This is a genomic window from Mucilaginibacter litoreus (assembly GCF_042676805.1).
Lineage (GTDB): Bacteria > Bacteroidota > Bacteroidia > Sphingobacteriales > Sphingobacteriaceae > Mucilaginibacter > Mucilaginibacter litoreus.
In genome coordinates this window covers 38,488-61,972 of sequence record NZ_JBHTHZ010000004.1, presented here as the reverse complement: position 1 = coordinate 61,972, position 23,485 = coordinate 38,488, and the positions used below count along the sequence as shown (strand labels likewise).

23 protein-coding genes are annotated in these 23,485 nt (G+C 43.0%); 7 read left to right on the top strand and 16 right to left on the bottom strand.

Features of this window, described 5'->3' with window-relative positions; translation table 11 throughout:
- Window positions 1-128: 128 nt before the first annotated feature.
- On the bottom strand, window positions 129-1,832 hold the full coding sequence (locus tag ACFQZX_RS08160; RefSeq protein ID WP_377113625.1) for an amino acid permease: 1,704 nt from the start codon (window positions 1,830-1,832) through the stop codon (window positions 129-131).
- A 44-nt stretch (window positions 1,833-1,876) separates the two neighbouring features.
- On the opposite strand from ACFQZX_RS08160, the gene ACFQZX_RS08155 reads away from it, so the two are divergent.
- On the top strand, window positions 1,877-2,575 hold the full coding sequence (locus tag ACFQZX_RS08155) for a phosphatase PAP2 family protein (protein ID WP_377113623.1): 699 nt from the start codon (window positions 1,877-1,879) through the stop codon (window positions 2,573-2,575).
- On the opposite strand, the gene ACFQZX_RS08150 is transcribed toward ACFQZX_RS08155, so the two are convergent.
- The 7 genes from ACFQZX_RS08150 to yihA form a co-directional block, all read right to left on the bottom strand.
- Window positions 2,572-3,213 (bottom strand): hypothetical protein, encoded by a 642-nt coding sequence (locus ACFQZX_RS08150; RefSeq protein ID WP_377113620.1) that lies wholly within the window; start codon window positions 3,211-3,213, stop codon window positions 2,572-2,574. The two genes, ACFQZX_RS08155 and ACFQZX_RS08150, sit on opposite strands and share 4 nt — an antisense overlap.
- Window positions 3,214-3,279: 66 nt before the next feature.
- The gene (locus ACFQZX_RS08145; RefSeq protein WP_377113617.1) at window positions 3,280-3,777 is read right to left on the bottom strand and encodes a glycosyl-4,4'-diaponeurosporenoate acyltransferase CrtO family protein; all 498 of its coding nucleotides are present in this window, start codon (window positions 3,775-3,777) and stop codon (window positions 3,280-3,282) included.
- A 39-nt stretch (window positions 3,778-3,816) separates the two neighbouring features.
- Window positions 3,817-5,517 (bottom strand): M3 family oligoendopeptidase, encoded by a 1,701-nt coding sequence (locus ACFQZX_RS08140; RefSeq protein ID WP_377113614.1) that lies wholly within the window; start codon window positions 5,515-5,517, stop codon window positions 3,817-3,819.
- Window positions 5,518-6,047: 530 nt separating this feature from the next.
- Window positions 6,048-6,977, bottom strand: coding sequence for an NAD-dependent epimerase/dehydratase family protein (locus tag ACFQZX_RS08135; protein ID WP_377113612.1), 930 nt, complete (start codon window positions 6,975-6,977; stop codon window positions 6,048-6,050).
- Between the two features lie 352 nt (window positions 6,978-7,329).
- Window positions 7,330-7,932 (bottom strand): Crp/Fnr family transcriptional regulator, encoded by a 603-nt coding sequence (locus ACFQZX_RS08130; protein ID WP_377113608.1) that lies wholly within the window; start codon window positions 7,930-7,932, stop codon window positions 7,330-7,332.
- Complete coding sequence (locus ACFQZX_RS08125; protein ID WP_377113605.1) at window positions 7,920-8,774, bottom strand: UbiA-like polyprenyltransferase; 855 nt, start codon at window positions 8,772-8,774, stop codon at window positions 7,920-7,922. The genes ACFQZX_RS08130 and ACFQZX_RS08125 overlap by 13 nt, the downstream gene beginning before the upstream one ends.
- Before the next feature lie 60 nt (window positions 8,775-8,834).
- Window positions 8,835-9,464 carry a ribosome biogenesis GTP-binding protein YihA/YsxC gene (gene yihA, locus ACFQZX_RS08120; RefSeq protein WP_377113602.1) on the bottom strand — a complete coding sequence of 210 codons (630 nt, stop codon included), beginning with the start codon at window positions 9,462-9,464 and terminating at the stop codon, window positions 8,835-8,837.
- A gap of 128 nt (window positions 9,465-9,592) precedes the next feature.
- Here yihA and ACFQZX_RS08115 point away from each other — a divergent pair, with 128 nt between their 5' ends.
- Window positions 9,593-10,081 (top strand): VOC family protein, encoded by a 489-nt coding sequence (locus ACFQZX_RS08115; RefSeq protein WP_377113599.1) that lies wholly within the window; start codon window positions 9,593-9,595, stop codon window positions 10,079-10,081.
- A gap of 7 nt (window positions 10,082-10,088) precedes the next feature.
- Here ACFQZX_RS08115 and ACFQZX_RS08110 read toward each other — a convergent pair whose 3' ends face one another.
- The 4 genes from ACFQZX_RS08110 to ACFQZX_RS08095 are packed head-to-tail and all read right to left on the bottom strand — an operon-like array spanning window position 10,089 to window position 15,262.
- Entirely contained in the window at window positions 10,089-12,200 is a 2,112-nt protein-coding gene (locus tag ACFQZX_RS08110; protein WP_377113596.1) for a putative porin, read from the bottom strand.
- Complete coding sequence (locus tag ACFQZX_RS08105; RefSeq protein ID WP_377113593.1) at window positions 12,200-13,015, bottom strand: purine-nucleoside phosphorylase; 816 nt, start codon at window positions 13,013-13,015, stop codon at window positions 12,200-12,202. The genes ACFQZX_RS08110 and ACFQZX_RS08105 overlap by 1 nt, the downstream gene beginning before the upstream one ends.
- Window positions 12,987-14,039: a tetraacyldisaccharide 4'-kinase gene (gene lpxK, locus ACFQZX_RS08100; RefSeq protein WP_377113591.1), complete on the bottom strand. Its 1,053-nt coding sequence runs from the start codon at window positions 14,037-14,039 to the stop codon at window positions 12,987-12,989. The genes ACFQZX_RS08105 and lpxK overlap by 29 nt, the downstream gene beginning before the upstream one ends.
- Window positions 14,040-14,080: 41 nt before the next feature.
- On the bottom strand, window positions 14,081-15,262 hold the full coding sequence (locus tag ACFQZX_RS08095; protein WP_377113588.1) for an asparagine synthetase B: 1,182 nt from the start codon (window positions 15,260-15,262) through the stop codon (window positions 14,081-14,083).
- 196 nt (window positions 15,263-15,458) lie between these two features.
- Between ACFQZX_RS08095 and ACFQZX_RS08090 the strand changes: the two genes are divergently transcribed.
- From ACFQZX_RS08090 to ACFQZX_RS08080, 3 genes are all read left to right on the top strand, one after another.
- A complete protein-coding gene (locus ACFQZX_RS08090) occupies window positions 15,459-15,905 on the top strand; it encodes a hypothetical protein (protein ID WP_377113585.1) in 447 nt (148 codons plus the stop codon).
- A gap of 120 nt (window positions 15,906-16,025) precedes the next feature.
- Complete coding sequence (locus ACFQZX_RS08085; protein WP_377113582.1) at window positions 16,026-16,463, top strand: peptidylprolyl isomerase; 438 nt, start codon at window positions 16,026-16,028, stop codon at window positions 16,461-16,463.
- 83 nt (window positions 16,464-16,546) lie between these two features.
- Complete coding sequence (locus ACFQZX_RS08080) at window positions 16,547-17,059, top strand: DUF5606 family protein (RefSeq protein ID WP_377113579.1); 513 nt, start codon at window positions 16,547-16,549, stop codon at window positions 17,057-17,059.
- A gap of 100 nt (window positions 17,060-17,159) precedes the next feature.
- On the opposite strand, the gene ACFQZX_RS08075 is transcribed toward ACFQZX_RS08080, so the two are convergent.
- Window positions 17,160-18,632 carry an energy transducer TonB gene (locus ACFQZX_RS08075; protein ID WP_377113576.1) on the bottom strand — a complete coding sequence of 491 codons (1,473 nt, stop codon included), beginning with the start codon at window positions 18,630-18,632 and terminating at the stop codon, window positions 17,160-17,162.
- A 469-nt stretch (window positions 18,633-19,101) separates the two neighbouring features.
- Here ACFQZX_RS08075 and ACFQZX_RS08070 point away from each other — a divergent pair, with 469 nt between their 5' ends.
- On the top strand, window positions 19,102-19,275 hold the full coding sequence (locus tag ACFQZX_RS08070; protein ID WP_377113574.1) for a hypothetical protein: 174 nt from the start codon (window positions 19,102-19,104) through the stop codon (window positions 19,273-19,275).
- A gap of 355 nt (window positions 19,276-19,630) precedes the next feature.
- Here ACFQZX_RS08070 and ACFQZX_RS08065 read toward each other — a convergent pair whose 3' ends face one another.
- The 3 genes from ACFQZX_RS08065 to rlmH all read right to left on the bottom strand — a co-directional run bounded on the left by ACFQZX_RS08065 (window position 19,631) and on the right by rlmH (window position 21,570).
- Window positions 19,631-20,041 carry a Dabb family protein gene (locus tag ACFQZX_RS08065; RefSeq protein ID WP_377113572.1) on the bottom strand — a complete coding sequence of 137 codons (411 nt, stop codon included), beginning with the start codon at window positions 20,039-20,041 and terminating at the stop codon, window positions 19,631-19,633.
- Window positions 20,042-20,062: 21 nt separating this feature from the next.
- Entirely contained in the window at window positions 20,063-20,983 is a 921-nt protein-coding gene (locus ACFQZX_RS08060; RefSeq protein ID WP_377113569.1) for a cation diffusion facilitator family transporter, read from the bottom strand.
- A 113-nt stretch (window positions 20,984-21,096) separates the two neighbouring features.
- Entirely contained in the window at window positions 21,097-21,570 is a 474-nt protein-coding gene (gene rlmH / locus ACFQZX_RS08055; protein ID WP_377113566.1) for a 23S rRNA (pseudouridine(1915)-N(3))-methyltransferase RlmH, read from the bottom strand.
- A gap of 77 nt (window positions 21,571-21,647) precedes the next feature.
- Here rlmH and ACFQZX_RS08050 point away from each other — a divergent pair, with 77 nt between their 5' ends.
- Entirely contained in the window at window positions 21,648-23,453 is a 1,806-nt protein-coding gene (locus ACFQZX_RS08050) for a MutS-related protein (protein WP_377113563.1), read from the top strand.
- Window positions 23,454-23,485: the final 32 nt, after the last annotated feature.

The window sequence follows — 23,485 nt, the reverse complement described above, 5'->3', positions numbered from 1 at the left end:
ACTGGTCAGGATCATATTCCTTAAAGACTACCTTGCCTCCCATGCCTTTAAGTTACAAAAAATACACCTGAAACTAAAAGAAGCTGCCCTTTTGAGACAGCTTCTCTTTATAATAAATCAAGTACACTTTATGATGTCTGTTTGCCTAATACACTGTTTTTATACCCGTAGGTGAAATAAATCACCAGGCCTATTATAAGCCAGGCAAGAAAGCGGATCCAGCTTTGATACTCTAACTCTGCCATCAGGTAGAAGCAGCTTAAAAGGCCTAAAACGGGTATCAGGGAAAGTTTTTTAACAAATGATAACACGGTAAGGGTGGCTGATAGTATGATAAACAGGAAATATGGGAAGCGTTCATGAACGTTTTCGCCGCTTATCAGGTTCATAACTTTACCCCAAAAGATCACTATACCTGCAATAAAAAGTATTGGCACGATAAACTGCGAGTTGATATAAGGTAAGCGGAAGCGGCCCCTTACAGCTTCTTCCCGGGGTAATAGCAGTACCCCGCCACAAACCAAAACAAAGGCGAACAATGTGCCAATACTGGTCAGATTTGTCACCTCGGTAAGGTTAAGGAACAGCGCCGGTATGGCTACCACAAAGCCTGTAACAACAGTAGCAAATGATGGGGTATGAAACTTAGGGTGTATGCGCGAGAAAGCTTTTGGCAGCAAACCATCGCGGCTCATGCTCATCCATATACGTGGCTGTCCTAACTGGAATATCAACAGTACACTGGCTGTTGCCACAACAGCGCTTACAGATATTACATAACTGATATTGTTAAGGCCAACCTTAGCAAAAACGTACGCCAGCGGGTCACCCACCTGCAAATCTTTATAGTTTACCATACCTGTCAGTACCAAGGCGATCAAAATATACAGAACGGTACAAATGATCAGTGAATAGATCATACCCTTCGGCAGGTCGCGCTGAGGGTTCTGGCATTCTTCAGCTGTGGTTGATATAGCATCGAACCCGATATAAGCGAAGAACACGCCAGATACGCCCTTCATTACACCGCCGAAACCGTTTGGTAAAAAAGGGTGCCAGTTGGCAGGTGTTATATAGAAAAAGCCGATCAGGATAACAGCCAGCACCACACCTATTTTAAGGTATACCATTGCGTTAGTAGCCTTTTTGGTTTCGCGAATGCCTACATAAACCAGGTAAGTGATGATAATAACAATGAGCAGGGCAGGTATATTTGCAATAAACTTAAAACTGCCTGAGCCGGGGGCGGTTGCCCATGCCTCGGCAGCAAGGCGCATACGGTCGGTAATGTCGGCGGTATGGCCGCTTGCGGTAAGTTCCTGTATTTTTTCGTGCGCGGTAAATGCCGAAAAGTAATCGAGGGTTACCCAAGCGGGTAAATGTATCTTAAAGCCTTCCAGCAGGTTTACAAAGTATTCGCTCCATGATATGGCTACGGCGATGTTACCAATTGCATATTCCATCAACAGGTCCCATCCGATTATCCAGGCGATCAGTTCGCCAAAAGAGGCGTAAGCATAGGTGTAAGCACTGCCCGCCACAGGTATGCGCGATGCAAACTCCGCGTAGCACATGGCTGAAAAACCACATGTAATAGCTGTTAAAACGAACAGTAAAGTAACGCCCGGGCCTCCGTTAAAAGAAGCCTCGCCGATGGTAGAAAATATACCTGCGCCTACTACGGCGGCAATGCCCATGAGGGTGAGGTCTTTTACATTAAGTGCTTTTTGAAGTTGCGATGTTGAGCCGGGGTGCTCACTGTCGCTAAATCCGCTGGCGACGTCGGACAGTATCTTGGATACAGATTTTTTGCGAAATATGCTTTTCGACATGTAGCTTGGTCAGTTTTAAACTCAAACATAACCATTTTTTTGCATTGAAGAAGTATATGCATTACTTTGTACCGATGAATGCAGGCGCTAAAGACGTTTTTAAGAAAACCAAATACTTTCTGATTCCTTACCTTATAATTTTATTAGCCTGCATAATAATCAAGCTGCTTTACACCCGGTCTGAAATTTATTTTGCCGTAAACAGTTTCTATACAGATTTTCTTGATTTAACAGAACCTTATATCACCTACATAGGCGATGGGATAACCATTGCCATCATATCGGCATTGTTATTACTGGTTAACTTTCGCGCGTCTTTTTTGCTGATTACCAGTTATGCTTTGTCATCGCTGATAGCGCAGGTGCTTAAGCGAGGTTTTGATATGCCAAGGCCCCGGTTATACTTTAAAGATCAACTGGATAAGATACACTTTGTAAAAGGATTATATATACTTGCCCTGCACAGTTTCCCATCCGGGCATACGGTCACCGCTTTTTCTGCTGGGGTAGTAGCTACATATCTGGTAAAGAATAAAGCCTGGAGTAGCTTTTTCCTGTTCCTGGCATTAATGGTGGGCTACTCGCGGATGTATCTGAGCCAGCACTTTTTTGAAGATGTATTGGCCGGATCGGTTATCGGTATCCTGATAACTTTTATATGGATCACCTATATCGACCAGAAAAAGTTTATAAACAGCCCGGGTTGGAACCGCGGGCTGCTCAGTAAAAAGCATGTTAATTAATCTTCGCGTTTTTTGCGGCGAAAAAGAATAATAAGGCCAATAATTACTATCGCGATACCTGCATAAATAGCAATTTTTACCGGTGCAGACATTCCTTTAGCGTTGCTCAGGTACTGATCTGTACGGTTAAGTTCCGGCGAAACTTTAAGTGAAGCAGCAAATGCCTTGTATTCTCCTGCTGCAAGCTCTTTCCTCAAAGCTTCAAAATAATACTCTATGGTATAAGTAACATCCTGAGTATAAATAATAATGAAATTACGCGATTGTACTCCAGCACCTTCATCTACCTCAAGCGTAAAGGTTTTGGCTTTTAAATGCCCTACTGTAGTGTCGCGCAGGTTCATAACATCGCCGTTGCTTTGGCCTTTTATACCCTTAACATAATCTTTTAGTACCTTGTTAAGGTCATTCTCTTTTTTTAAAGGTTCCTGATTTGCATTCGGAGCTCTTATAATGGTCATAAAACCATAAGCGCCGTTAGCGTTATATATGGACTGGCCAAGGGTATCTTTTTTCTCAAATTTTTCGGGCAGGGAGATAGTTATCAGACTATCAATTTTGACCGGTTTCAGCGAAACCTGTGCAAAGCCCGCTGCAACAAGCAGCATAAGACCGATAAATACAATTAACTTTTTCATAGATGCATTAACCTGTAAAATACGTATAAGTTTTAACATCTATTAAATATTATAATAAATAACAATCTAAATTATTGATTTATTGATTTTTAAAATCCTTGCCTTGTTATATTGCTGGAGCAATAGCGGGCAAATGTTATAAATAATATTTGCAATAATTATAATAGCAGCTAAACCCTGCCTGTGATTTACTATGGCCAGGAGTGTTGTGATTATGAAAAAACTAAAACACAGCACATGAAAGCGTTCATACATGGCGATGGTTTGTTTATAGCTTACAGCATGAGTGCGGTTTTTGATGAGTTTATAATGCGGATTCTTGATTCGGGCTGAGCGATTGGCATATTCGCCGTTTTGTACAAACCTGCGAATGAATTTAATACCTATACTTTCATAAAATTTAGGGCGGTTGCTTAACTGTAAAGTTTTTGAGGGGATAAAAAGAAAAGCAGCACTTAAAGCAAGTGAGGCCATAAACCAGCCAGTATCAAACTGCTTTACCCAATAAGTAACCACCGGTGCAAAGCATATAATGCTCCAGAAGAAGTTGATAAACTGGTTCATAATTAAAAAACCCTCTCCAAAATGGAGAGGGTCGGTGCTTTAAATCTTATCAAGTTCGGCTTTTACAAATTCGGCCAGCTCTTTTACATACTCGGCGCTGAAATCAAATTTAATACCGGCTGTTTCATATATCTCCTTAATGGTTTTTGTATATCCTAATTTCAGGGCATCCAGGTATTGCTGAAGCCCCTTTTCAGGGTTTTCTTTGTAATTCTTCCAAACGGCTATTGCTCCAAGCTGCGCCATACCGTATTCAATGTAGTAAAACGGCACTTCAAATATATGCAGCTGTTTTTGCCACAGGTTTTGCTCTGCTTCCTGGTGTTCGCTCCAATCGGCAAAGCCTGCGCCAAATGGTTCATAAATTTTCAACCAGGCCTCGGTACGGTCGGCATCGGTATGATCCGGGTTAGTGTATATCCAGTGCTGAAACTGATCTATAACCGCTACCCATGGCAGAGTTTTCAATACATCGTACAACTGATCGCGTTTGGCACGCTTCAGGTCTTCCTCGTTATCAAAATAAACGTTCCAGTTATCCATGGAAATTAACTCCATCGACATGGAAGCCAGTTCGGCAACTTCGCTTGGGCAATGTTTAAAATCATTCAGTTCCAGGTCGGCAGTCAGGAAAGTATGTACCGCGTGGCCGCCTTCATGCACCATAGTGGTCAGGTCGCGAAAGGTATTGGCAGAATTCATGAAGATGAAAGGCGCGCCTGTTTCTGATAGCGGATAATTGTAGCCCCCCGGCGCCTTGCCTTTGCGGCTCTCTACATCAAACAGGTTATTATCTTTCATGATCTCCAGGCGCTCGCCCAGGTAACGGTTAATGTTGCTGAAGCACTGTATAGATTTTTCTATCAGTTCGGTACCGTTGTTAAAAGGTTTAAGTGCAGGCCTGCCAAGCGGGTCGACATCCATATCCCAAGGTTTAAGCGCTTCAACGCCCAGGGCTTCACGGCGTTTTTCAGCGAATTCTTGTAAGATTGGTACTACCTCAGTTTCAATGGCTGCATGAAAGGCATAACAGTCCTGCGGGGTGTAATCAAAACGGCCAAGCGCCTGGAACATATAATCGCGAAAGTTTTCAAAACCGGCATTCACAGCCACCTTATGGCGCAGGGCGCGCAGGTGATCAAATAAGGTATCCAGCACTTGTTTATCCTGCAGGCGGCGGGCAGTTATCTTTTCCCAAACCTCCTGGCGTTTACCGCGGTCAACATCTTTTAAAAAGACAGAGGCCTGCTCAAGCGTGTATTCCTTATCGCCAATATGGACAGACATAGAGCCGGTTATCGACTGATATTTTTGCTGCTCAACCTGTATCTCGGTTTGAAGCGGTATATTTTCCTCGCGGAAAAGTTCCAGTTGCTTGCGTACGCTGCGGAGCATGATGTAGTACTTTTCTTCGCTAAGTTGATCAACAAATTCGCTTGCAACCAGTTTTTTGTTTAGCTCGTTATTATACGGCGCTGTTTTTGGTTCAATTTCGGTAGCAAAATACTGAAAGCTTTGCAGCAGCTCTTCGCTTGCGGTATCGCAGGTCATGCGGATATAGCGCCAGGCAAAATCTTCTTCCAATGCAGCCTGTAGTTCGCTGGCATCTTTAAGCCATTGCTCCAGATCTTCTACTGAGTTTATTTGGCGATCAAGCAGTTCTTTATAAATGGGTTCCAAGTATTCCCATTTGATTTCAAGATCGGCAGGTATATAGGTTCTTGTTTTTTTATGTATCATGGTTAGTAATATGCAGATGTGCTTATGTGCAAATATGCATATTAGTTGGTAAGTTGTGAAGAGGGGTAGGTAGAAAAGACAGTTTGATGAATTTTTAATTAAGTGGATAATGCCTCTCCTAAATCCTCTCTTTTTGCTTGCGGCTTTTACTCACCCCGACTTCGCTTCGCTGGTCGACCCTCTCTGCTGCGCAAAGAGGGTGGGAAGGGAAGAAGAAAAAGTTTTAGCCCTCTTTCCGCTTGCGGGAGAGAGGGTGGTCGAGCGGAAGCGATGACCGGGTGAGTCGGCTTGCGGATTACTGCTCACGCGACTACGCATAATAGCCTCTCCTAAATCCTCTCCAACGGAGAGGACTTTAAAATGCTCCATCTTTTGAATGTGGGCTATTTGACTCAACCCCGACTACGCTTCGCCAGTCGACCCTATCTGCTGCGCAAAGAGGGTGGGAAGGGAAGAAGAAAAAGTTTTAGCCCTCTTTCCGCTTGCGGGAGAGAGGGTGGTCGAGCGGAAGCGATGACCGGGTGAGTCGGTTATTCCGGCTTGTAAATTGTACGGGCTACTTCTCTGATGCCGTCTTCATAACTCGTCGGTTTAAAGTTGAATGCCTTATTGAATTTGTCGCTGTTAAAATTATAGTCATTATCGTTTTGATAATACATTTCTACTGCGCCTGCAATAACTTTTACAAATAACCCCATCAGCCTCAGCATAAACTTGCGCACCCGCATATATTTAGGCTTAACACCGTAAATTTTTGCAGCCAGTTCTATGAATTGCTTACCAGGCATAGCGGGTGCGGTTGGCAGGTGCCATACCTGGTTGTCACTTTCCGGCGAGTGACCGAGCAGATACATGGCCTTGCCGGCATCAGGTATATAAATAAAGTTGTGCAACTTTTCAGGGTCGCCCATCCATTGCGCGCTTTGCTTTTTGGCAAACTTTGCCAAAACCATCATATCTAAAAAGGCATTGGTGCTGCTGGTGCCATAAAAATCGGGTGCACGGGCAATAGTAGCCTGTATGCTGCCGGCCTTAACTTCGGCCATCAGCATATTGGCAATTTCGGCACGTACCTTTCCCTTCTCGCTGTTTGGCTTATAAGGTGTCTCTTCAGTGATTGGGCCGTTTACAAGCCCGTACATGTAAATATTATCGAAGAAGATCAACCTTGCGTTGTTTTCTTTTGTAACGTTGATCACATTGCGCATAATGACGGGCCATTGCTCGCGCCAGATCTTAGCGTCATACACCAAACCCGCGCACAAATAGATAATGGTTGCCCCTTTAACTGCAGCCTGTAAACCGGCATAATCCAGCAGGTCTGCTTTTTGCCAGGTGAGGTTATCGCCCTTAATATCTACAGGCCGACGGCTAACAAGGCGGATAGTTTTATTGTTTTTTAAAAGCTCTTGCGTAAGGGCGTTTGCTACCGGCCCGCCGGCTCCTAATATGGTATGCATGTTGTTCCTTTATTAAGTATGGTACAAATCTCCGTAATGTTTATTAATCAAAACGTTATCTTAAGATAAGGAAATTCGATAGTGAATGGAGGAGTAGTGAATGGTGAATGGAGGTTTTATGTGGCTTATTACTTAACCCGGATACTGCCTCTTCTAAATCCTCTCCATGAGAGAGGACTTTAAAATGTTTTTTTGGCATGCGGGCTATTTTACTCACCCCGACAACGCTGACGCTGGTCGACCCTCTCTGCTGCGCAAAGAGGGTGGAAGGAAAGGAGAAAAAGTTTTAGACTCTCTTTTCTGCTCGCGGGAGAGAGGGTGGTCGAGCGGGAGCTATGACCGAGTGAGTTAGCTATACCAATATCCTTCTCCGTATTCGCGACAGCGAAACAGGTGTTATGCCCAAAAAGTTAGCTACATAATGCTGGGGGATACGCCGCAGAATATCGCGGCCGGTTTCCATTAGTTTAAGATAACGTTCTTCAGGGCTTTGGGTGATGAACGAGGTAACCCTGTCCTCGTAACAGATCAGGTAGTACTCGGCCAGTAGTCGCCCAAAACGTTCGATCTTATAAGCTAATATCGGGTTACTCAGCATTGCTTCCCAGTCTTTCTTACTTACTGTTATAATGGTTGTAGGTTCGAGCGCCTGTATGTAATTAATTGATGGTTCGCCTGTCAGGAAGCTTTTATACGAACTTACATAGTCGTTCTCAAAGCTGAAATAATTAGTGATGTCGTTACCGTCTATAAGGTGGTAATACCTTACCGAGCCGGATAGCACAAATCCAAGTGTTTTACACACTTCACCTGCTTCAATAAAATGTTCTTTCTTTTTTAGTTGCCAAACATTCAGGTATTGAATGCAGATGGCCCACTCGGCATCATCAAATTCAATAAAAGCAGCCATGTGCTTCCTGAACTGATTTAACTGTGCCGGACTTAACGCATCCATACCCTGTCTAACAAAAAGAAGGCGGCAAAAACCACGCTGGCAATACCATTGGTGGTCATGAAGGCCAGGTTAACCCGGCTTAAATCGTTTGGTTTTACCAGCAGGTGTTGGTAGATGAGCATCGCGCAGAAAAATACAATGCCTATGTAATACAAAAGGCCGACATTAGTATACACAACCGGCATTATTATAAATACCGCAGAAAAAACGTGCAACACGGTTGATAAGCGCAGCGCATTCACCTTGCCTAACCATGCCGGTATTGAATGAAGTTTTTCGCTGCGGTCAAAGTCCTCATCCTGCAGGGCATAAATAATATCGAATCCGCTTACCCAGCATAGTACCGATAATGAGAAAAATACAGGTGTCAGCGCGAAAGCGCCGGTAACAACCAGGTATGCACCTATGGGCGCGAGCGATAAGCCCAGTCCCAGCACCATGTGGCAAAGCGCTGTAAAACGTTTGGTTGCGCTGTAGCCTAAAACCACCAGCAAGGCCACCGGCGACAGGTAAAAACATAGTGGATTGATAAACCAGGTAGTTAATATAAACAGTGCGCAGTTTGATAGTGTAAAGGTTAAAGCTGCAGCAGGCGAAATGCGCCCTGCAGGTATGTCGCGCTGTTTGGTACGTGGGTTTTTGGCATCAATATTCCTGTCGAGGTAACGGTTAAATGCCATTGCCGAGTTGCGTGCGAAAACCATGCACAACAACATCATCACCAGCTTTTGCCACTCGAACCGATGATTGGTAGTGGTAACTGCCAGAAAAAAGCCTATAAAGGCAAATGGCATGGCAAATATGGTGTGCGAAAAAGTAACGAGGGAAAAGTATTTTTTCATCTTGTTTAGAACAACAAATATCGGCTTTTGAATGCTAAATAACTAACAGCCAACAAACAATCATTTATACCTTTCTTCATTAAATACCGGCGGCTCAAAGCTTTGGTTAATGTTGTCGATAAAGTTTAAAACCTCATCGCGGCCAAGCAGGTTTTCTGATGATGTAATGAAATGCTGCGGTGCTTCTTCGAACGAGGCAAGCAGCGCCTTGCGGAATTTAGCAATGTTCTGATCTGTTTTGATGCTGCTTTGTTTATCTGCCTTTGTAAAAACGGTAACAAATGGTAGTCCCTTTTCGCCAAGCCAGTTGCAAAATTCCAGATCTATCTTCTGCGGCTCCAGGCGGCTATCTATCAAAACCATTACACATTGCAGGCTTTCCCGTTTATCCAAATAAGTGCGGATAAACTTGTTCCAGTCTTCCTTTTTGCTTTTTGATATTCGGGCATAACCGTAACCAGGTAAATCAACAATATACCAGTTTTCATTTACAAGGAAGTGGTTAATAAGCTGTGTTTTACCTGGCGTTTGCGAGGTTTTAGCCAGTCCCTTTTTCTGCGTAAGCATATTGATCAGCGACGATTTACCTACGTTTGACCGGCCTATAAAGGCGTATTCGGGCTTTAACGGCGGTGGTAGCTTTGATATTTGTGTGTTGCTGCAAATAAAGTCGGCAGATTTGATGATCATCTTGCAAAGGTAGGGCTTTTATAATTAACACGATAAACCCTAATTCGATGTTTAAACATTTATTTACTTGCTGCTGATACATATCATCACTGTACTTGGTATCTTTACTTATTAAAAAAGGATTAAGAATGAGTGATTATAAAATACCTGCTCAAACGCGTATAGGTCATGTGCATTTAAAAGTGAGCGATCTGCAACGGTCTATGGCGTTTTATTGCGACCTGCTGGGTTTTGAGTTGATAACCATGTATGGCGATCAGGCCGCTTTTATTTCGGCAGGAGGGTACCATCATCATATCGGTTTGAACACCTGGCAAAGCAAAGGCGCGCCACCTGCGCCGCAGTACGCACCGGGTTTATTTCATACGGCTATATTATATCCGGAAAGGAAAGATCTGGCTGCCATATTGCAACGGCTGATAGATAAGCCATATCCGCTTACCGGCGCCTCAGACCATGGTGTATCTGAAGCAATATACTTAGATGATCCGGATGGCAATGGCGTTGAATTATACTGGGACCGCCCGCGCGACAAATGGCCCTTAGATGCACAAGGCAATTTAACCATGTTCACCCGGCAACTGGATGTAAGAGGATTGCTTAACGAATTAAATTAATCACAGACTATTGATAGAATGTCCAGGCAACGCCAAACTTCAGGAACCTGTCCATCTGCGGGTAACGGTTTACAGTGTAGTAGCCATTGCTGAATAGCCCCTGATTGGCGTAATCATATTGCAGGAATATATTGGTACGCTCAAGCGTTGCTTTGAAAAATACACTTGCAATAGGGTACGAGGTAAAGGTAACATCAGCACCGTTATAAAACTGCCCTATGCCCAGTGCATAAGACGGCGCCACATAGCGGGTATTATACCGTACGTTTATACCAAACTGCGAGGTAAGCGTAAACAGTTGCGCTTTATAATACAAGCTGCTGAAAGTGTAAAGCTCCGGTGTGCGCAGGATATTGGCATTGTCCGTTTTTTGATAAACTATGTAATTATCAAAATTAAGTTTATGCCAGTGCAGGTTTTTGCCCAGGCTAAGCTTCAGCATGTTTATAGATGAGCCATACTGCATAGGCGTAGCGTCAATACCCCCGGGCTGCGACGCAAAATACAGATAATCACTCACCAGGAAATACTCGGCCTTTAAATCAAGTTCAAGGGCGTCGTTTACATAGTTGAAAGATAGGTTAGTGATCTTTTGATTATCAAAATCGTTGTTAAATATCCAGTGGTTGGATATCCAGTTGGTATATACCAATCCCGGCGAGCTGCTTTGCTGGTAAGCGCCAAGCACAATGCGGCCTGTTTTTTTATTGCCTGCAAGCGTCAGTTTGGCATCATACAGGAAATCGCCAAAATTACGGCCCTGCGCTATCTGGTTAACGTTCAGGTCCAGGTTGATCCTGTCGCTGAAACGGTAGCCTAACCTGCCCTTAAGGGTAATATTCTGGAACGATTCCTTTTGCACCCTAACCTGCTTCATATCTTTACGGCCCACATTATTAATTATGGTATCGGCCACATACTGGCTCATGTTGTAATAATCCTGTGTAAGGCCAACATCCAGTTTTAGCTCGTTTTTAGACCTTGTTGTTGATTTGCCGCGCAGGTAAAAGCTGTACGAAAAATCGTTCTGCAGGTGAAATACATTAAGCGAATCGCGCGAGCGGCCGGCACTGTAATAGTAATCCGGGAAAGCCCCGTAAGTGTCAAGTCCGTTTTGCAGGTAGTTAAACTTGCGCTGATTGGCATAAAAAGTATAGCTTAAACGTTGGGTAGGCAGCACATTTTTAGTGCCTGTTTTGCCCTGGTTCAAACTATCTATATGCCCGATATAATAAAACTGTTTAACATATAAGCCGGTGTTTTTCCAGTTGGTATAGCTACTGGGCAACTTTACCGCTTCGCCGGTTTTATCAAATGACGAATTGGGGCTGTTAAAAATAGTGTCTTTTAAAATGGAACCCGTTTCGGGCGCTTTAAGGTTATTGACCAATAAATTAGCCAGGAGGTTGTAACGGTTATTTTTGCTATGGTACCAGCTGAAGATACCGGCGTTAAAGTCGCTTACGTTCTGGCTGATGATGTTACTGGTGCTGTAATAACCTCTTGAACCATTAAAATTAAGTATAAAGCCGATATTCCAGTTTGGCTTGATATTTTGAGTGTGCAGCGTTTTAAAAAGCTGCTCCTTTGTTCCGCCAAAGGTGCTATAAAGCGAGAGAAGAGTATAAGGTGCCCGGGCATTGAAGTAATTAAGGTCCTGCGGGTTGATCATATATGCATCCAGCGCATGCAGCCCCTCGTCAAAGCCAATAGTTTTACGGGGGTTGAACAGCAGGTCGCGCGCGGCCACACCAGGATAACCTAAGCTGATCTTAGGGTTACGCGGCTGGTTCAGCGGACTGTAGTTCTCAAAGTTCACCAAGCCTGTATCCAGCGGAAAAAGTTGTGTACTATCAGCCAGCAGGCGTTCGCTGGTTACCTTTATGTATTTAGAAGTAACTACTATCGAATCCTTTTTATTCTCCTCGCGCTTACGTAGCGAGTCGAGATTATCAGATGCGTTGGATTGCCTGCGGTATTTGGTGGTATCGCGGCTGTAAACAGGCTCGTCTGACGTAGGGTTTTGCCCCGGGAACCGCGGATTACTGATTTGGGCAAACGCGCCCTGAGCTGCAATGCAGATGAACAGAACCAGGATGTATTTTAGCTTATCTGCCATTAAAGCCCCGCAATAAGTTCTTTTAATATCAATGTTAGTTTTGGTTCGGCCTGGCTTGCAACTTCAATAATTTCTTCCACAGAAACGGGTTTCAGATCTTCTGGGAAACCCTCGTCTGTTAAAACTGAAATAGCAAATACGGGCAGCCCCATGTGGTTGGCAACAATCACCTCGGGCACGGTACTCATGCCCACGGCATCGCCGCCAATAATACGCAGATATTTATATTCGGCGCGTGTTTCCAGGTTTGGGCCTGTAACCGCAACATAAACTCCTTTATGGCATAAAATATTGTTTGCCTTGGCAATATCAAGCGCTTTATTTATTAAATGGCGTTTATAAGGTTCGCTCATATCCGGAAAACGCGGGCCCAGGTCGCTGTCGTTGCGGCCGGTAAGCGGGTTCATGGGCTGCAGGTTGATGTGATCCTCAATCACCATCAGTTCACCCTTTTTATAATCGGGATTTAAAGAGCCGCTGGCGTTAGATACAAACAATGTTTTTATGCCCAGCATTTTCATTACTCTTACCGGGAAGGTAATCTGCTGCATGCTATATCCCTCATAATAATGCAAACGGCCCTGCATGGCCACCACTTTTTTACCGCCCAGTATACCAAATATCAATTTGCCGGAGTGGAACTCAAGCGTTGAAATAGGAAAATTGGGAATATTGGAGTACATCAGCTGTTTTTCAACTTCAATCTCGTTCACCAGGCCGCCAAGCCCCGTGCCCAATATAATGCCTGCCTCCGGCTCAAAATCGCCGATCCTTTTTTTAATGTATTCAGTGGTGAGGTAGATGCTCTCTAACATAATTTTTTATTAATTGATCAAAACCTGCCGCGTTGTTTAAAAACTTAACTCCTATTGGCAATACCCAAACTGGCAGTTGCTGTATTACATTTCGCAGGCTGTGTACCCCTAAACGCTGCGCATCTTTTTCTGTTGTAACAATTATTTTTTTTTGCGATATACAGGACTCAAATTCCGTAGCAAGTTTACTGATATTTTTTAAGGTATACTGATGATGGTCGGGATAACTGTGATGTATAATGTTTTGAGTTGATCGTTTCAGTTCATCAACCAGCGGCCGGGAGTTGGCAATGCCTGTCAATAAAAACACAGTGGTATCAGCATCGATGAAATAGTTTACCATATTTCCCTGCAGATCCTGCAACGGCTGATAGGCTATACTGCAAAAAAACAATGGCTGGGTACTTAAAGGCGTAAGCTTATTGTAGCAGCGTGTCATATCGGCTTCCACAATATCTGCCGGGCATTTGGTAACCACTATTACATCCGAGCGCCAGCGGCCGCTGAAAGGTTCGCGCAGGTTGCCGGCAGGCAGTACAACCTGGGGCTGTTGCAGCCGGTTATAATCAAACAATAGTATGCTGAACCCCGGTTTAACCGCACGATGCTGAAAGGCATCATCTAAAATTATTACATCATGTTGTTGTTTCAGCTGATTAATGCCCTTTACCCGGTCTTCGCAAACGGCAACGGTAATATCAGGAAAATTATGCTTAAACTGCGCAGGCTCGTCGCCAATCTGGTCTGCATTGCTTGATGCATCTGCCAATACAAAACCTTGGGTTTGGCGCCCGTAACCGCGACTAAGCGTAGCCAGCCTTACATCCTGCTTAAGCAGGCGGATCAGGTATTCTGTCATGGGGCTTTTGCCGGCGCCGCCAATATCAAGGTTACCTACACAAATAACAGGCAAATCAAATTCGTGGCTTTTGAACAGGCCCGTATCATACAGCCAGTTGCGTATAACAACTACAAAGCTGTAAACAAGCGAAAAGGGTAACAAAAGCCAGCGCAGGTATTGCATAAAGCGGTAAAGATAGGTAATAAAGCCTCAATGTGCGGGCATCAGGTTTTTTGCTTTTTCTTTTTAGCCGCCGGGAACAACACATTGTTTAAAATAAGGCGATAACCCGGTGAGTTGGGGTGAAGTTTCAGGTCGGTTGGCGGGTCGCCTACGGCGTGCTGATAATCTTCAGGGTCGTGGCCGCCGTAAAAGGTCCACTGGCCTTTGCCGTATTCGCCATGTATGTAGCGGGCCTCGCCATTGGCTTTCATTTCGCCCATAATGGTAACGCCGGGTTTTAGTTTGTCTTTTTTATAAGCGGTGGTAAGGCCCATAAAACCTTTGATAACCTTATCATGGTCCTGCGTTAGCATGCTGGGCACCACATCCCACTTGGCCGAAAAATCAAACAGGGTAAAAAAATCACGTGTACGTTCTACCTGCCGGGTGGGGGTAACGTCGATATCGGCAAACTGGTGCGATAAGGGATTTTGGTCTATAGTGAAATTTTGGAAGGCGAATGTTTGTGAAAAATCAAGCTTTTGCTGTGCGTTAGGGTCGGCAGGGTCGCCATCAAACATGGCTTCGCAAATATCGGTATTGGCGGCAGCCAGGGCAATATCAAAGGTATCGGTACCGCTGCACATGGCAAACAGAAAGCCTCCGCCGGCGCAAAAATCGCGGATGCGCTGCGCTACTGCCAGTTTCATTTGCGATACTTTGTTGAACCCCGATTTAGCCGCCATAGCCTGTTGTGTTTTTACATCGTCATTATACCATTGCGCAAAACGGTAAGCGCTGTAAAACTTACTGAACTGCCCGGTAAAATCCTCGTGGTGCATGTGCAGCCAATCGTACTTGGGCAGGTCGCCGCGTATCACTTCTTCATCATAAACCACGTCATAAGGTATCTCGGCATATTTTAAAACAAGGGTTACGGCATCATCCCAGGGAAGCTTGTTTTTTGGTGAATAAACGGCCATTTTAGGTGCTTTCTCCAGCTTTACCATGTCCATATTTACAGACGGATCGCTTACCTCGTTCAATATCTCGTTGGCTTTTGCATCAGCAATAACCTCGTAGCTTACACCGCGTACTTTGCATTCGTCTTCCACCCGTTTATCATACTGCATCATAAAGCTGCCACCGCGATAGTTAAGCAGCCAGTCGACGGTTTGACCATTCTTCAACGTCCAGAAAGCAATACCGTACGATTTAAGATGGTCCTTCTGCTCATCATCCATAGGAATAAGGAGAGAGGAGGCCTTTAGTAAAAGGGGCAGGAAGCAGAAAGCTAAAAGCAGAAAGCTTTTGGGAGGAAAAAGATATTTTATTATATTAAGCATTGGGCGTTATCAAATGTAACGATTAATTGGTAATGGTATTATTATGTTATATTGGTGATTAGTATTTTCACTTATAGTATTATATCTATAAACTATGAATTTTGCTTTGACGTTAGAAGTAACTAAAGAGATAGTTGAGAATGGATTGGATGATCTCATTAATAGCACATCAATAAAGATATCAGAATTTTTAGAAGATAAAAGTTATGGACAAGGCTTGGAAACGCTTTATGTAGGGGTTGTTTGCGTAAACCCTAAATTTGACTTTTTTTTTAAAGAACGGAAGCCTAAGTACCGCAAAAAAGAAATAATCATTCAAGATGGTAGACCTTATGAATTAATAAATTGTTTAACATATGACATTAAACTCGACTATGTACAAGTTATACATTTTACCAAATCTGAATTTATCAAAAATCTGTTTCTTAAGCTTATAAATTCATTAGAATACCTTGATAGTATCAATATTGTTGACTTCAATAAAAACCTGTTTAAAACTGACCTTATTAAATTTTTAAATATTAAAAACGCAATTTTATAACTGCTGCTGGCACAGTTTGTAGCTCATGACAAGCATTGGCATTACTTTATACCTTTTACCTTTCACCTTTTACCTTTCCGCTCAAATACTTACCTTTGCCACCTGTTTAAATTTAAAACCATGAGCAAAGCAATAATTAAAACCGAAAAAGGCGACATGACCGTTCAATTTTTTGACAAGGATGCGCCAAATACTGTAGCTAACTTTTTAGGCTTGGCTAAGTCGGGTTTTTACGATAACGTTACCTTTCACCGTGTTATACCTAACTTTGTTATACAGGGCGGCGACCCAACCGGTACCGGTGCAGGTGGCTCTGGCAAACGCATCGACTGTGAACTGACCGGCGATAACCAATATCATGATCGTGGTGTGCTTTCTATGGCGCATGCAGGCCGCAACACCGGGAGTTCACAATTTTTTATCTGCCACAGCCGCGATAATACCGCGCATTTAGACCGCCATCACACCGTATTTGGTAAAGTGGTTGAAAATGTTGACGTTGTTGACGATATACGCCAGGGTGATAAAATTTTAGGAATAGAAATTATAGAAGAATAGTAATTAGTGAGTGGTTGATTAGGTGAGTAGTTGTTAAAAAAGAACCATTCACCCAATCAACTTAATCAACCATTAACCACAATATGAATTTACAGGGAATAGTAGCCGTATCGGGCAAGCCGGGATTATGGAAAGCATTGGCACAAAATAAAACCGGTTATGTGCTGGAAAGCCTCGATTATAAAAAAGCAAAATTAGTAGCTAACCTTTCTACCGCCAAACTGGCCGCGTTGAGTGAAATAACTGTTTTTGGATTGGAAAACGATATTAAGCTTACCGATATATTTGAGAACATGAAGTCGGCATCGGTGCCTGCTACCAAAGAGGATGAGAAGAAACTGCGTGAGTTTTTCTACGAAGTAGCGCCTGATCATGACGAAGAAAAGGTTTACTCATCTGATATTAAAAAGATCATCAGCTGGTTTTTGATATTGAAAGATATGCCGTTATTTGAGGAAGCCGACCCGGCTGCTGCACCTGCTACTGAAGAAGCGCCCGCAACAGAGGAAGCTGCAACTGCAGAACCCGTTGCTGCCCAAGCTACAGAAGAGGCCCCCAAAGCAAAAACAAAGAAAGCCGCTGCTAAAAAAGCATAAACTTTTTGTTTGATAATATTAAAGCCCCTGCAGCGATAAGCTGCAGGGGCTTTATGTTTTACATGAATGATACAAACGATGATATTGAAAAGCAGTATATTTATTTCCAACTGATTAACAGCCTAAGCCGATAAGTACCATCGCCTGTGATTAGGAACTGCTTGCAATAAACAAATTCATTTTCCCAGGTACATGTACGGCCTGCCCAACCTTCACCTGTATTTTGCTGATCAGTTTTTAATGTTAAATCAGCATCTACTATTTGCTTGTTGTCTTCAAAAAGTTTCTTTAATGATACTACGTCCGAGCTCTTACCTTGCCATGAATACTCAATAAGCCTGATTGTACTGTCGGGAATTGAATAAAAGTAGTCTGTTTCCATGTGTAATATTCCCTGATCTTGGCGATAAATTGCTGGATTTGCAAGGTTATACCCTTCTATACCTTCAACGTAGCCCTTCGCAAGCACAATCGGAAAGTTGAAGGCTTTAAAATCGCTTCCTTTTGCTTTTTCGAGCATTTTGACTTGAGAAAGAGAGGGGCGCTGGAAATTGAATGTGTTTGTTTGCTCTGGATATTTCTCAAGCATGGCATCGGCTGCAGGATTTTCTCCGGATTGTTTGGAGTTTAACCAGTCTTCTCGCGCTGCTGGTATGTTACCAAGAAGCAGCTTGCACATGCCCCGCTTAAAAAGGTTTTCTTTATCAGTTGGTGTATTTTGTAAAGCCTGGTCGTAGTAATATATGGCAAGTTCATAATCTTTACTCAAATAGGCTTCATTTGCTTTTTGACTGGCAAAATAAGCTGGTATCACAGTTGCGGAAGTTGAATATCTAAGTTCGACTGACATGCGCACGGAAACGGGCTTGCCGGCAAGCGTTGCAGGTTTCCAACTTTTTTTTGATTTGGAAAATACTTTAATAAATCTTTCATCAAACAAGTTGTCGATTCCTTTCAGTATTTTAACACTATCTGCCAAACCGCTTTTGTCTACTACAAAAGTTGCTAAAAAATGGCCCGCACGTCCGTCCATTTTAACTTTCTCACTGATGCCATCATAAATATACTGACGGAAACTTTCTCCCTTATAGGAGGCGTATATTTTTGCGCTTTGCTGGTAAATTGTATCCTTACCTTTTATTGAAAATATATCACTCGGTTTCAATGTAAGATTTTGCTGGTATACTGATTCTGGTACGAAGTAAAACTTCAGGGATGACGAATCATTTGCCTCGAATGCATTTTGTAACAGTACAAGGGTGTCTTTGATTGATGTAATACGATAGCTGTTCATTAATCCGCCTTCAGGAGATTTTATTAAAAGTTTATCTGATTTAATTTCAAAGAGGTTTTCAACACCTTTTTCAAAATACACGGTTGCAATATGCATCCTGTCCGGCTTGCTGAATTGATATTTGATATAAGTATATTTAAGCGGATGTTCATCTGGAAGTGGGCTGCCATCGCTAAAGGTAACTTTGGCATTCACCCATGTATTATAAATATTTTTGTTGATTTGGGCGAATAATTGCGTACTAAGCAAAGTGAAAATTAATACAATAAAATATTTCATTGTGAAGGTTTGATAGGCTAAGATATAAAAGATAAGTTATATACCAGAGTACAACGGGCTCAAGTTCTGTTGAGGGCTAAATGCGCCATTGTCAAATTGCGGGTAGCACAGGCACTGCAACAGCACTAACTTACAAAGCAAGCTGGCGCGGCCGCAGAGTTTTTTCTTTGGTTCGTTTCTTTTTTGCGGAAAAAAAGAAATGAACATCCACTAACTATCATACAGCACACTCATTCCTAACGGAGAACGACTATTATCGTTAATGCTTTGATTAACGTTAGTCCGCTCATTGCCGCGGGGCTACTTCTTTTGTCTTGATACAAAAGGAAGCAAGACTAAGCGAAGCGTTCTCATGAGCGTAGCGAATAATTCAAGACGAAAAATTCTACCTCCGCACAACCCAGCCCATCGGCCCCGGTTTTTCGTCGGCCCAACGCTCGTGGATAAATTCGATGCTTACAGGAATTTTATGTCAATGATAGTAATGCCTGAGTTTGACGAACCCAACGCCACCGTTCCTCAATGCGGCATTGGCAGATTGCGGATAGTAAAGGCACTGCAACAGCACTGCCTTTCAAAGCAAGCTGGCGCAGCCGCAGAGTTTTCTTTTGGTTACTTTTCTTTGACGGCCAAAGAAAAGTAACATCCACTGCCGATATAAAAGCACACCCATTCCTCACGAAGAACTTTTAAACGTTTGTGCTTTGATTTAACGTTAGTATGCTCATTGCCGCGGGGGCTACTTCTTTTGTCTTGATACAAAAGGAAGCAAGACTAAGCGAAGCGTTCATGAGCGTAGCGAATAACTCAAGACGAAAAAATCCTGCCTCTGCACGACCAGCCCATCGGCCCCGGTTTTTCGTCGGCCCAACGCTCTTCAATAATAATTCAGCTGAATAGTTGCGACTGACAGTGCTGTGCCACCAATTTTATCATAGGACTGATTACCAGCATATTATGCATGTTCACTATGTTCACCTGTGTGTTCGTGAACATGATTACACGTCTATTGCATCATAAACTATTACCTTTTCCCAAAGGTGACTGCAGTTTTTAATGAATTCCTGGTGAATCGGGTGGCTTTGGTAAGTGGCCTGGCCAGCCAAATCTTCAAAAAACATCAGCTCCGATACGCCCCAGCTGTTATCAACTACGTCGCGCTTTTCGGTACTGGCTACTACGCCAATACGCAGTTCTTTGATGGTTTCGATCTTGCGCAGAGTTTTTAATCCGGCTATGATCTTATTGCGGTCATCAACCGAACCGGGATTTTTAAGCCAGAAGAATACATGGTGTACAACAGGATATTTACTCATGGTATTGGTTATTGGCATTGCAGATGCTACAGCAGTACCAGCAGCAACGGTAGCAGCAGTGGCTATAAATTTACGTCGGTTAGTAGTGCTCATGGATATAAAGGTTAAAGTTGACTAACAATTTGGTTGCTTACATTTCTTATTGCTAAACTCCGGCTCAAAAGTGCTGTGGCTGATGGACAGGTGCTCCAGCCTGTGTCGAAGGTCATGTTTAATGTCGTCAAACATGTTTATATGCTTCGGGCTGATAACCAGGTGGGCGGTAAGCGCGTTTTCGGTTGTGCTTAAAGCCCATACATGCATGTGATGTACATCTACTACGCCATCAGCTTTAAGCAATTCGGCTTTGATTTCTTTAAGGTCCATCTCCTTGGGTACGCCATCCATTTCCAGGCGCAGGCTGTCTTTAAGCAGGTTCCAGGTGCCCGTCAGGATAACAATGCCTATAATGATGCTCACTACGCTATCTATCCAGGCAAGGCCGGTAAAGTAAATCAACAGACCCGATATAACAACACCTAAAGATACAATGGCATCAACTGCCATGTGCAGGTAGGCGCCTTTTACGTTGAGATCGGTATCCTTATCTTTTACAAAAAGCCATGCTGTAAAACTATTTACTGCAATTCCTGCAAAAGCTACCCACGCAATAGTGCCGCCGGCAATAGGTTCAGGGTGTATAAAGCGCATAATAGCTTCATAAATAATAAAGCCTACGGCCACTACCAGTATCACCGCATTAAAAAAGGAAACAATGATGGTAGACCGTTTATAGCCGTACGTATAATTTTTGTTTGATTTAGCCTTTGCCAGTTTAAAGGCCAGCAAGGCTAATGCTAACGATGCCACATCGCTCAGGTTATGCCCAGCATCGGTAAGTAAAGCCAGCGAGCCGCTTATTAAACCTGCTATCACCTCAATGATCACAAAAGCAGAGTTAAGCACTATACCCCATATAAAGGCAGCGTTCAGATGGTCAAGCTTTGGTGTATGATCGTGGTGATGGCCGGAGTGTGGGTGGTCGTGACTGTGCATATTGTATTGATGTGCAGTTGTGCAGATACGCAAATGTGCAGATAATTTGTCTGAATGTGAATTTACAGCATTCAAGAATATTCAATCATGTCTAAATTTCAATATCTCCACACCTATTCATGATGATACGGCTCTCCTTTAATAATAGTATAAGCCCTGTATAATTGCTCGACAAAAAATAAGCGCACCATCTGGTGAGAAAATGTCATACGGCTCAGCGATAGCTTATCATTAGCACGCTGGTAAACCGACTCATGAAAACCATAAGGGCCACCTACAACAAACACCATATTGGCCGATGACAAAACCGATCGCTTATTAATGTAATTGGCAAACTTTACCGATGTATACTCGGTGCCGCCTTCATCAAGCAGTATTACATAATCCTGTGATGTTATTTTTTTAAGTATAAGTTCGGCTTCCCTGGCTTTTTGCTGGTCCTCAGTAAGGGCCTTGGTATTTTTTAGTTCAGGCAAATCTGCAAGTTCCAGTTTGGTATAGTGTTTAAGCCGTTTTACGTACTTTTCAATGCCTTCTTTAAGATATGCATCTTCGGTTTTGCCAACGGTAATAAACGTTATCTTCATACGCTGCTGTAACTATTTAAGTTAAAATGTTATCTTATTGTTGTAACATTGAAGCTGTAAAAATACCTATAATATCTGTGCAACAAACCATAATTGATAACTATACCCAAGCTGCGGCAAAGGCAAAGCAACAAGCCGAGGAATTTAAAAAACTTGCTAATAATTGTTCGTTACTTAGGCTGGCTGTATTTGGTGCGATGGTACTGGCCGTTTATTTCACTATTCAACAGGACGATTTTACCGTTTTGGCCGTAAGCGCTGTGGTATTACTTGGAGTGTTCGCCTGGCTGGTATCCCAACAAGGCCAATATGAGCGCAGGCGCGATTACTACCTGGATTTGGAGCGCATCAACCTGAATGAGATCAACAGCCTGCAAAGCAATATCAACCTTTATAATAACGGGCAACGATATTATAACGAAAAACATTTTTACAGCTCTGATCTGGATATTTTTGGCAATGCTTCATTATTTAACCTGATAAACCGTGCTGCTACTTCTGCCGGTAATGATGAACTTGCGGGATGGCTTAGTGCACCTGCAGATCAATCAATTATATTGCAAAGGCAGGAAGCTGTTAAAGAGATAGCGTCAAAAAAAGAGTGGAAAAAAGAGCTGCAGGCATTACTGCTTTTTAGTAATGACGGTGATGTTAACCACCTAAGTAACCTGTTTAAATACCTGCATACACCTTTAAACCTATCCGGCGAAGCCTGGCTTGTAAAGTATGCTAAAGTTGCCCCGTTGCTGTTAACTGCCGCAATTATTGCCGCATATTTTTTACCTGTCTTTAAAATAGCTGCGATTGTTATTGGCTTGCTTAACATGGGGCTCGTAACATCACGTGCGGCTTACATCAAAAAGGCTGATATGATTGCTGATAAAATAGGTAGCATGTTAGGCAATTATGCTGGTGTTTTTGCGAAAATAGAACAAGAAGAGTGGTCAGGAAAATACAGTAAATATCTTGCACAAACGCTAAAAAAGAATCAAACCTCGGCCAAAATCAAGGAACTTTCTGGGCTGATTAGTAAGCTTAACTACCACCTGAATGTTATCGTGGGCATCATCCTTAATTTATTTTTTTTGTGGGATATCAGGCAGATCATCGCCATTGAAGACTGGAAACGTAACAACAGCGGTAATTTTGAAGATGCGTTTGATGTAATTGCTCAATTTGAAGCGCTGATAAGCATTGCTGTACCGGCTATCAATTACCCGGATTGGACTTTCCCGGAGATTGCGGATACAAATGGCTATACCATAATGGCTAAAAATGTAGCTCACCCGCTTATCCGGAATAACAGGGTAGATAATGACTACGAACTGAACGATGCTTTTAAGGTAGATATCATCACCGGATCTAACATGGCGGGTAAGAGTACTTTTTTGCGTACCATAGGCATAAACACGGTGCTTGCTTTAAGTGGTGCGCCGGTTTGCGCATCGGTTATGAAGGTTTCGGTGGTGACAATAGTGAGCTATATGCGTATCAAAGATTCGCTGAATGAAAGCACATCTACCTTTAAAGCCGAACTTGACAGGCTGCAGATGTTGCTTGCGGCTGTGGAGCATGAACAACGGGTTTTCTTTTTAATAGACGAAATGTTGCGCGGTACTAACTCTATGGATAAATATTTGGGTAGCAAAGCCGTTATTGAGCAGTTGATAGCTAAAAAAGGCGTAGGCATGGTAGCCACGCACGATTTGCAAATTGCCCGGCTGGAAGATAAGTATCCCGGTTATGTACGCAATTACTATTTTGATATACAGGTACAAAACGGCGAAATGCTATTTGATTACAAGCTTAAGCACGGTGAGTGCAAAACATTCAATGCTTCACTGCTGCTCAAACAGATCGGTATAAATGTTGAAGGTGAATAATATGGAATTCACCGCCGTTTATTCCTTTAAAG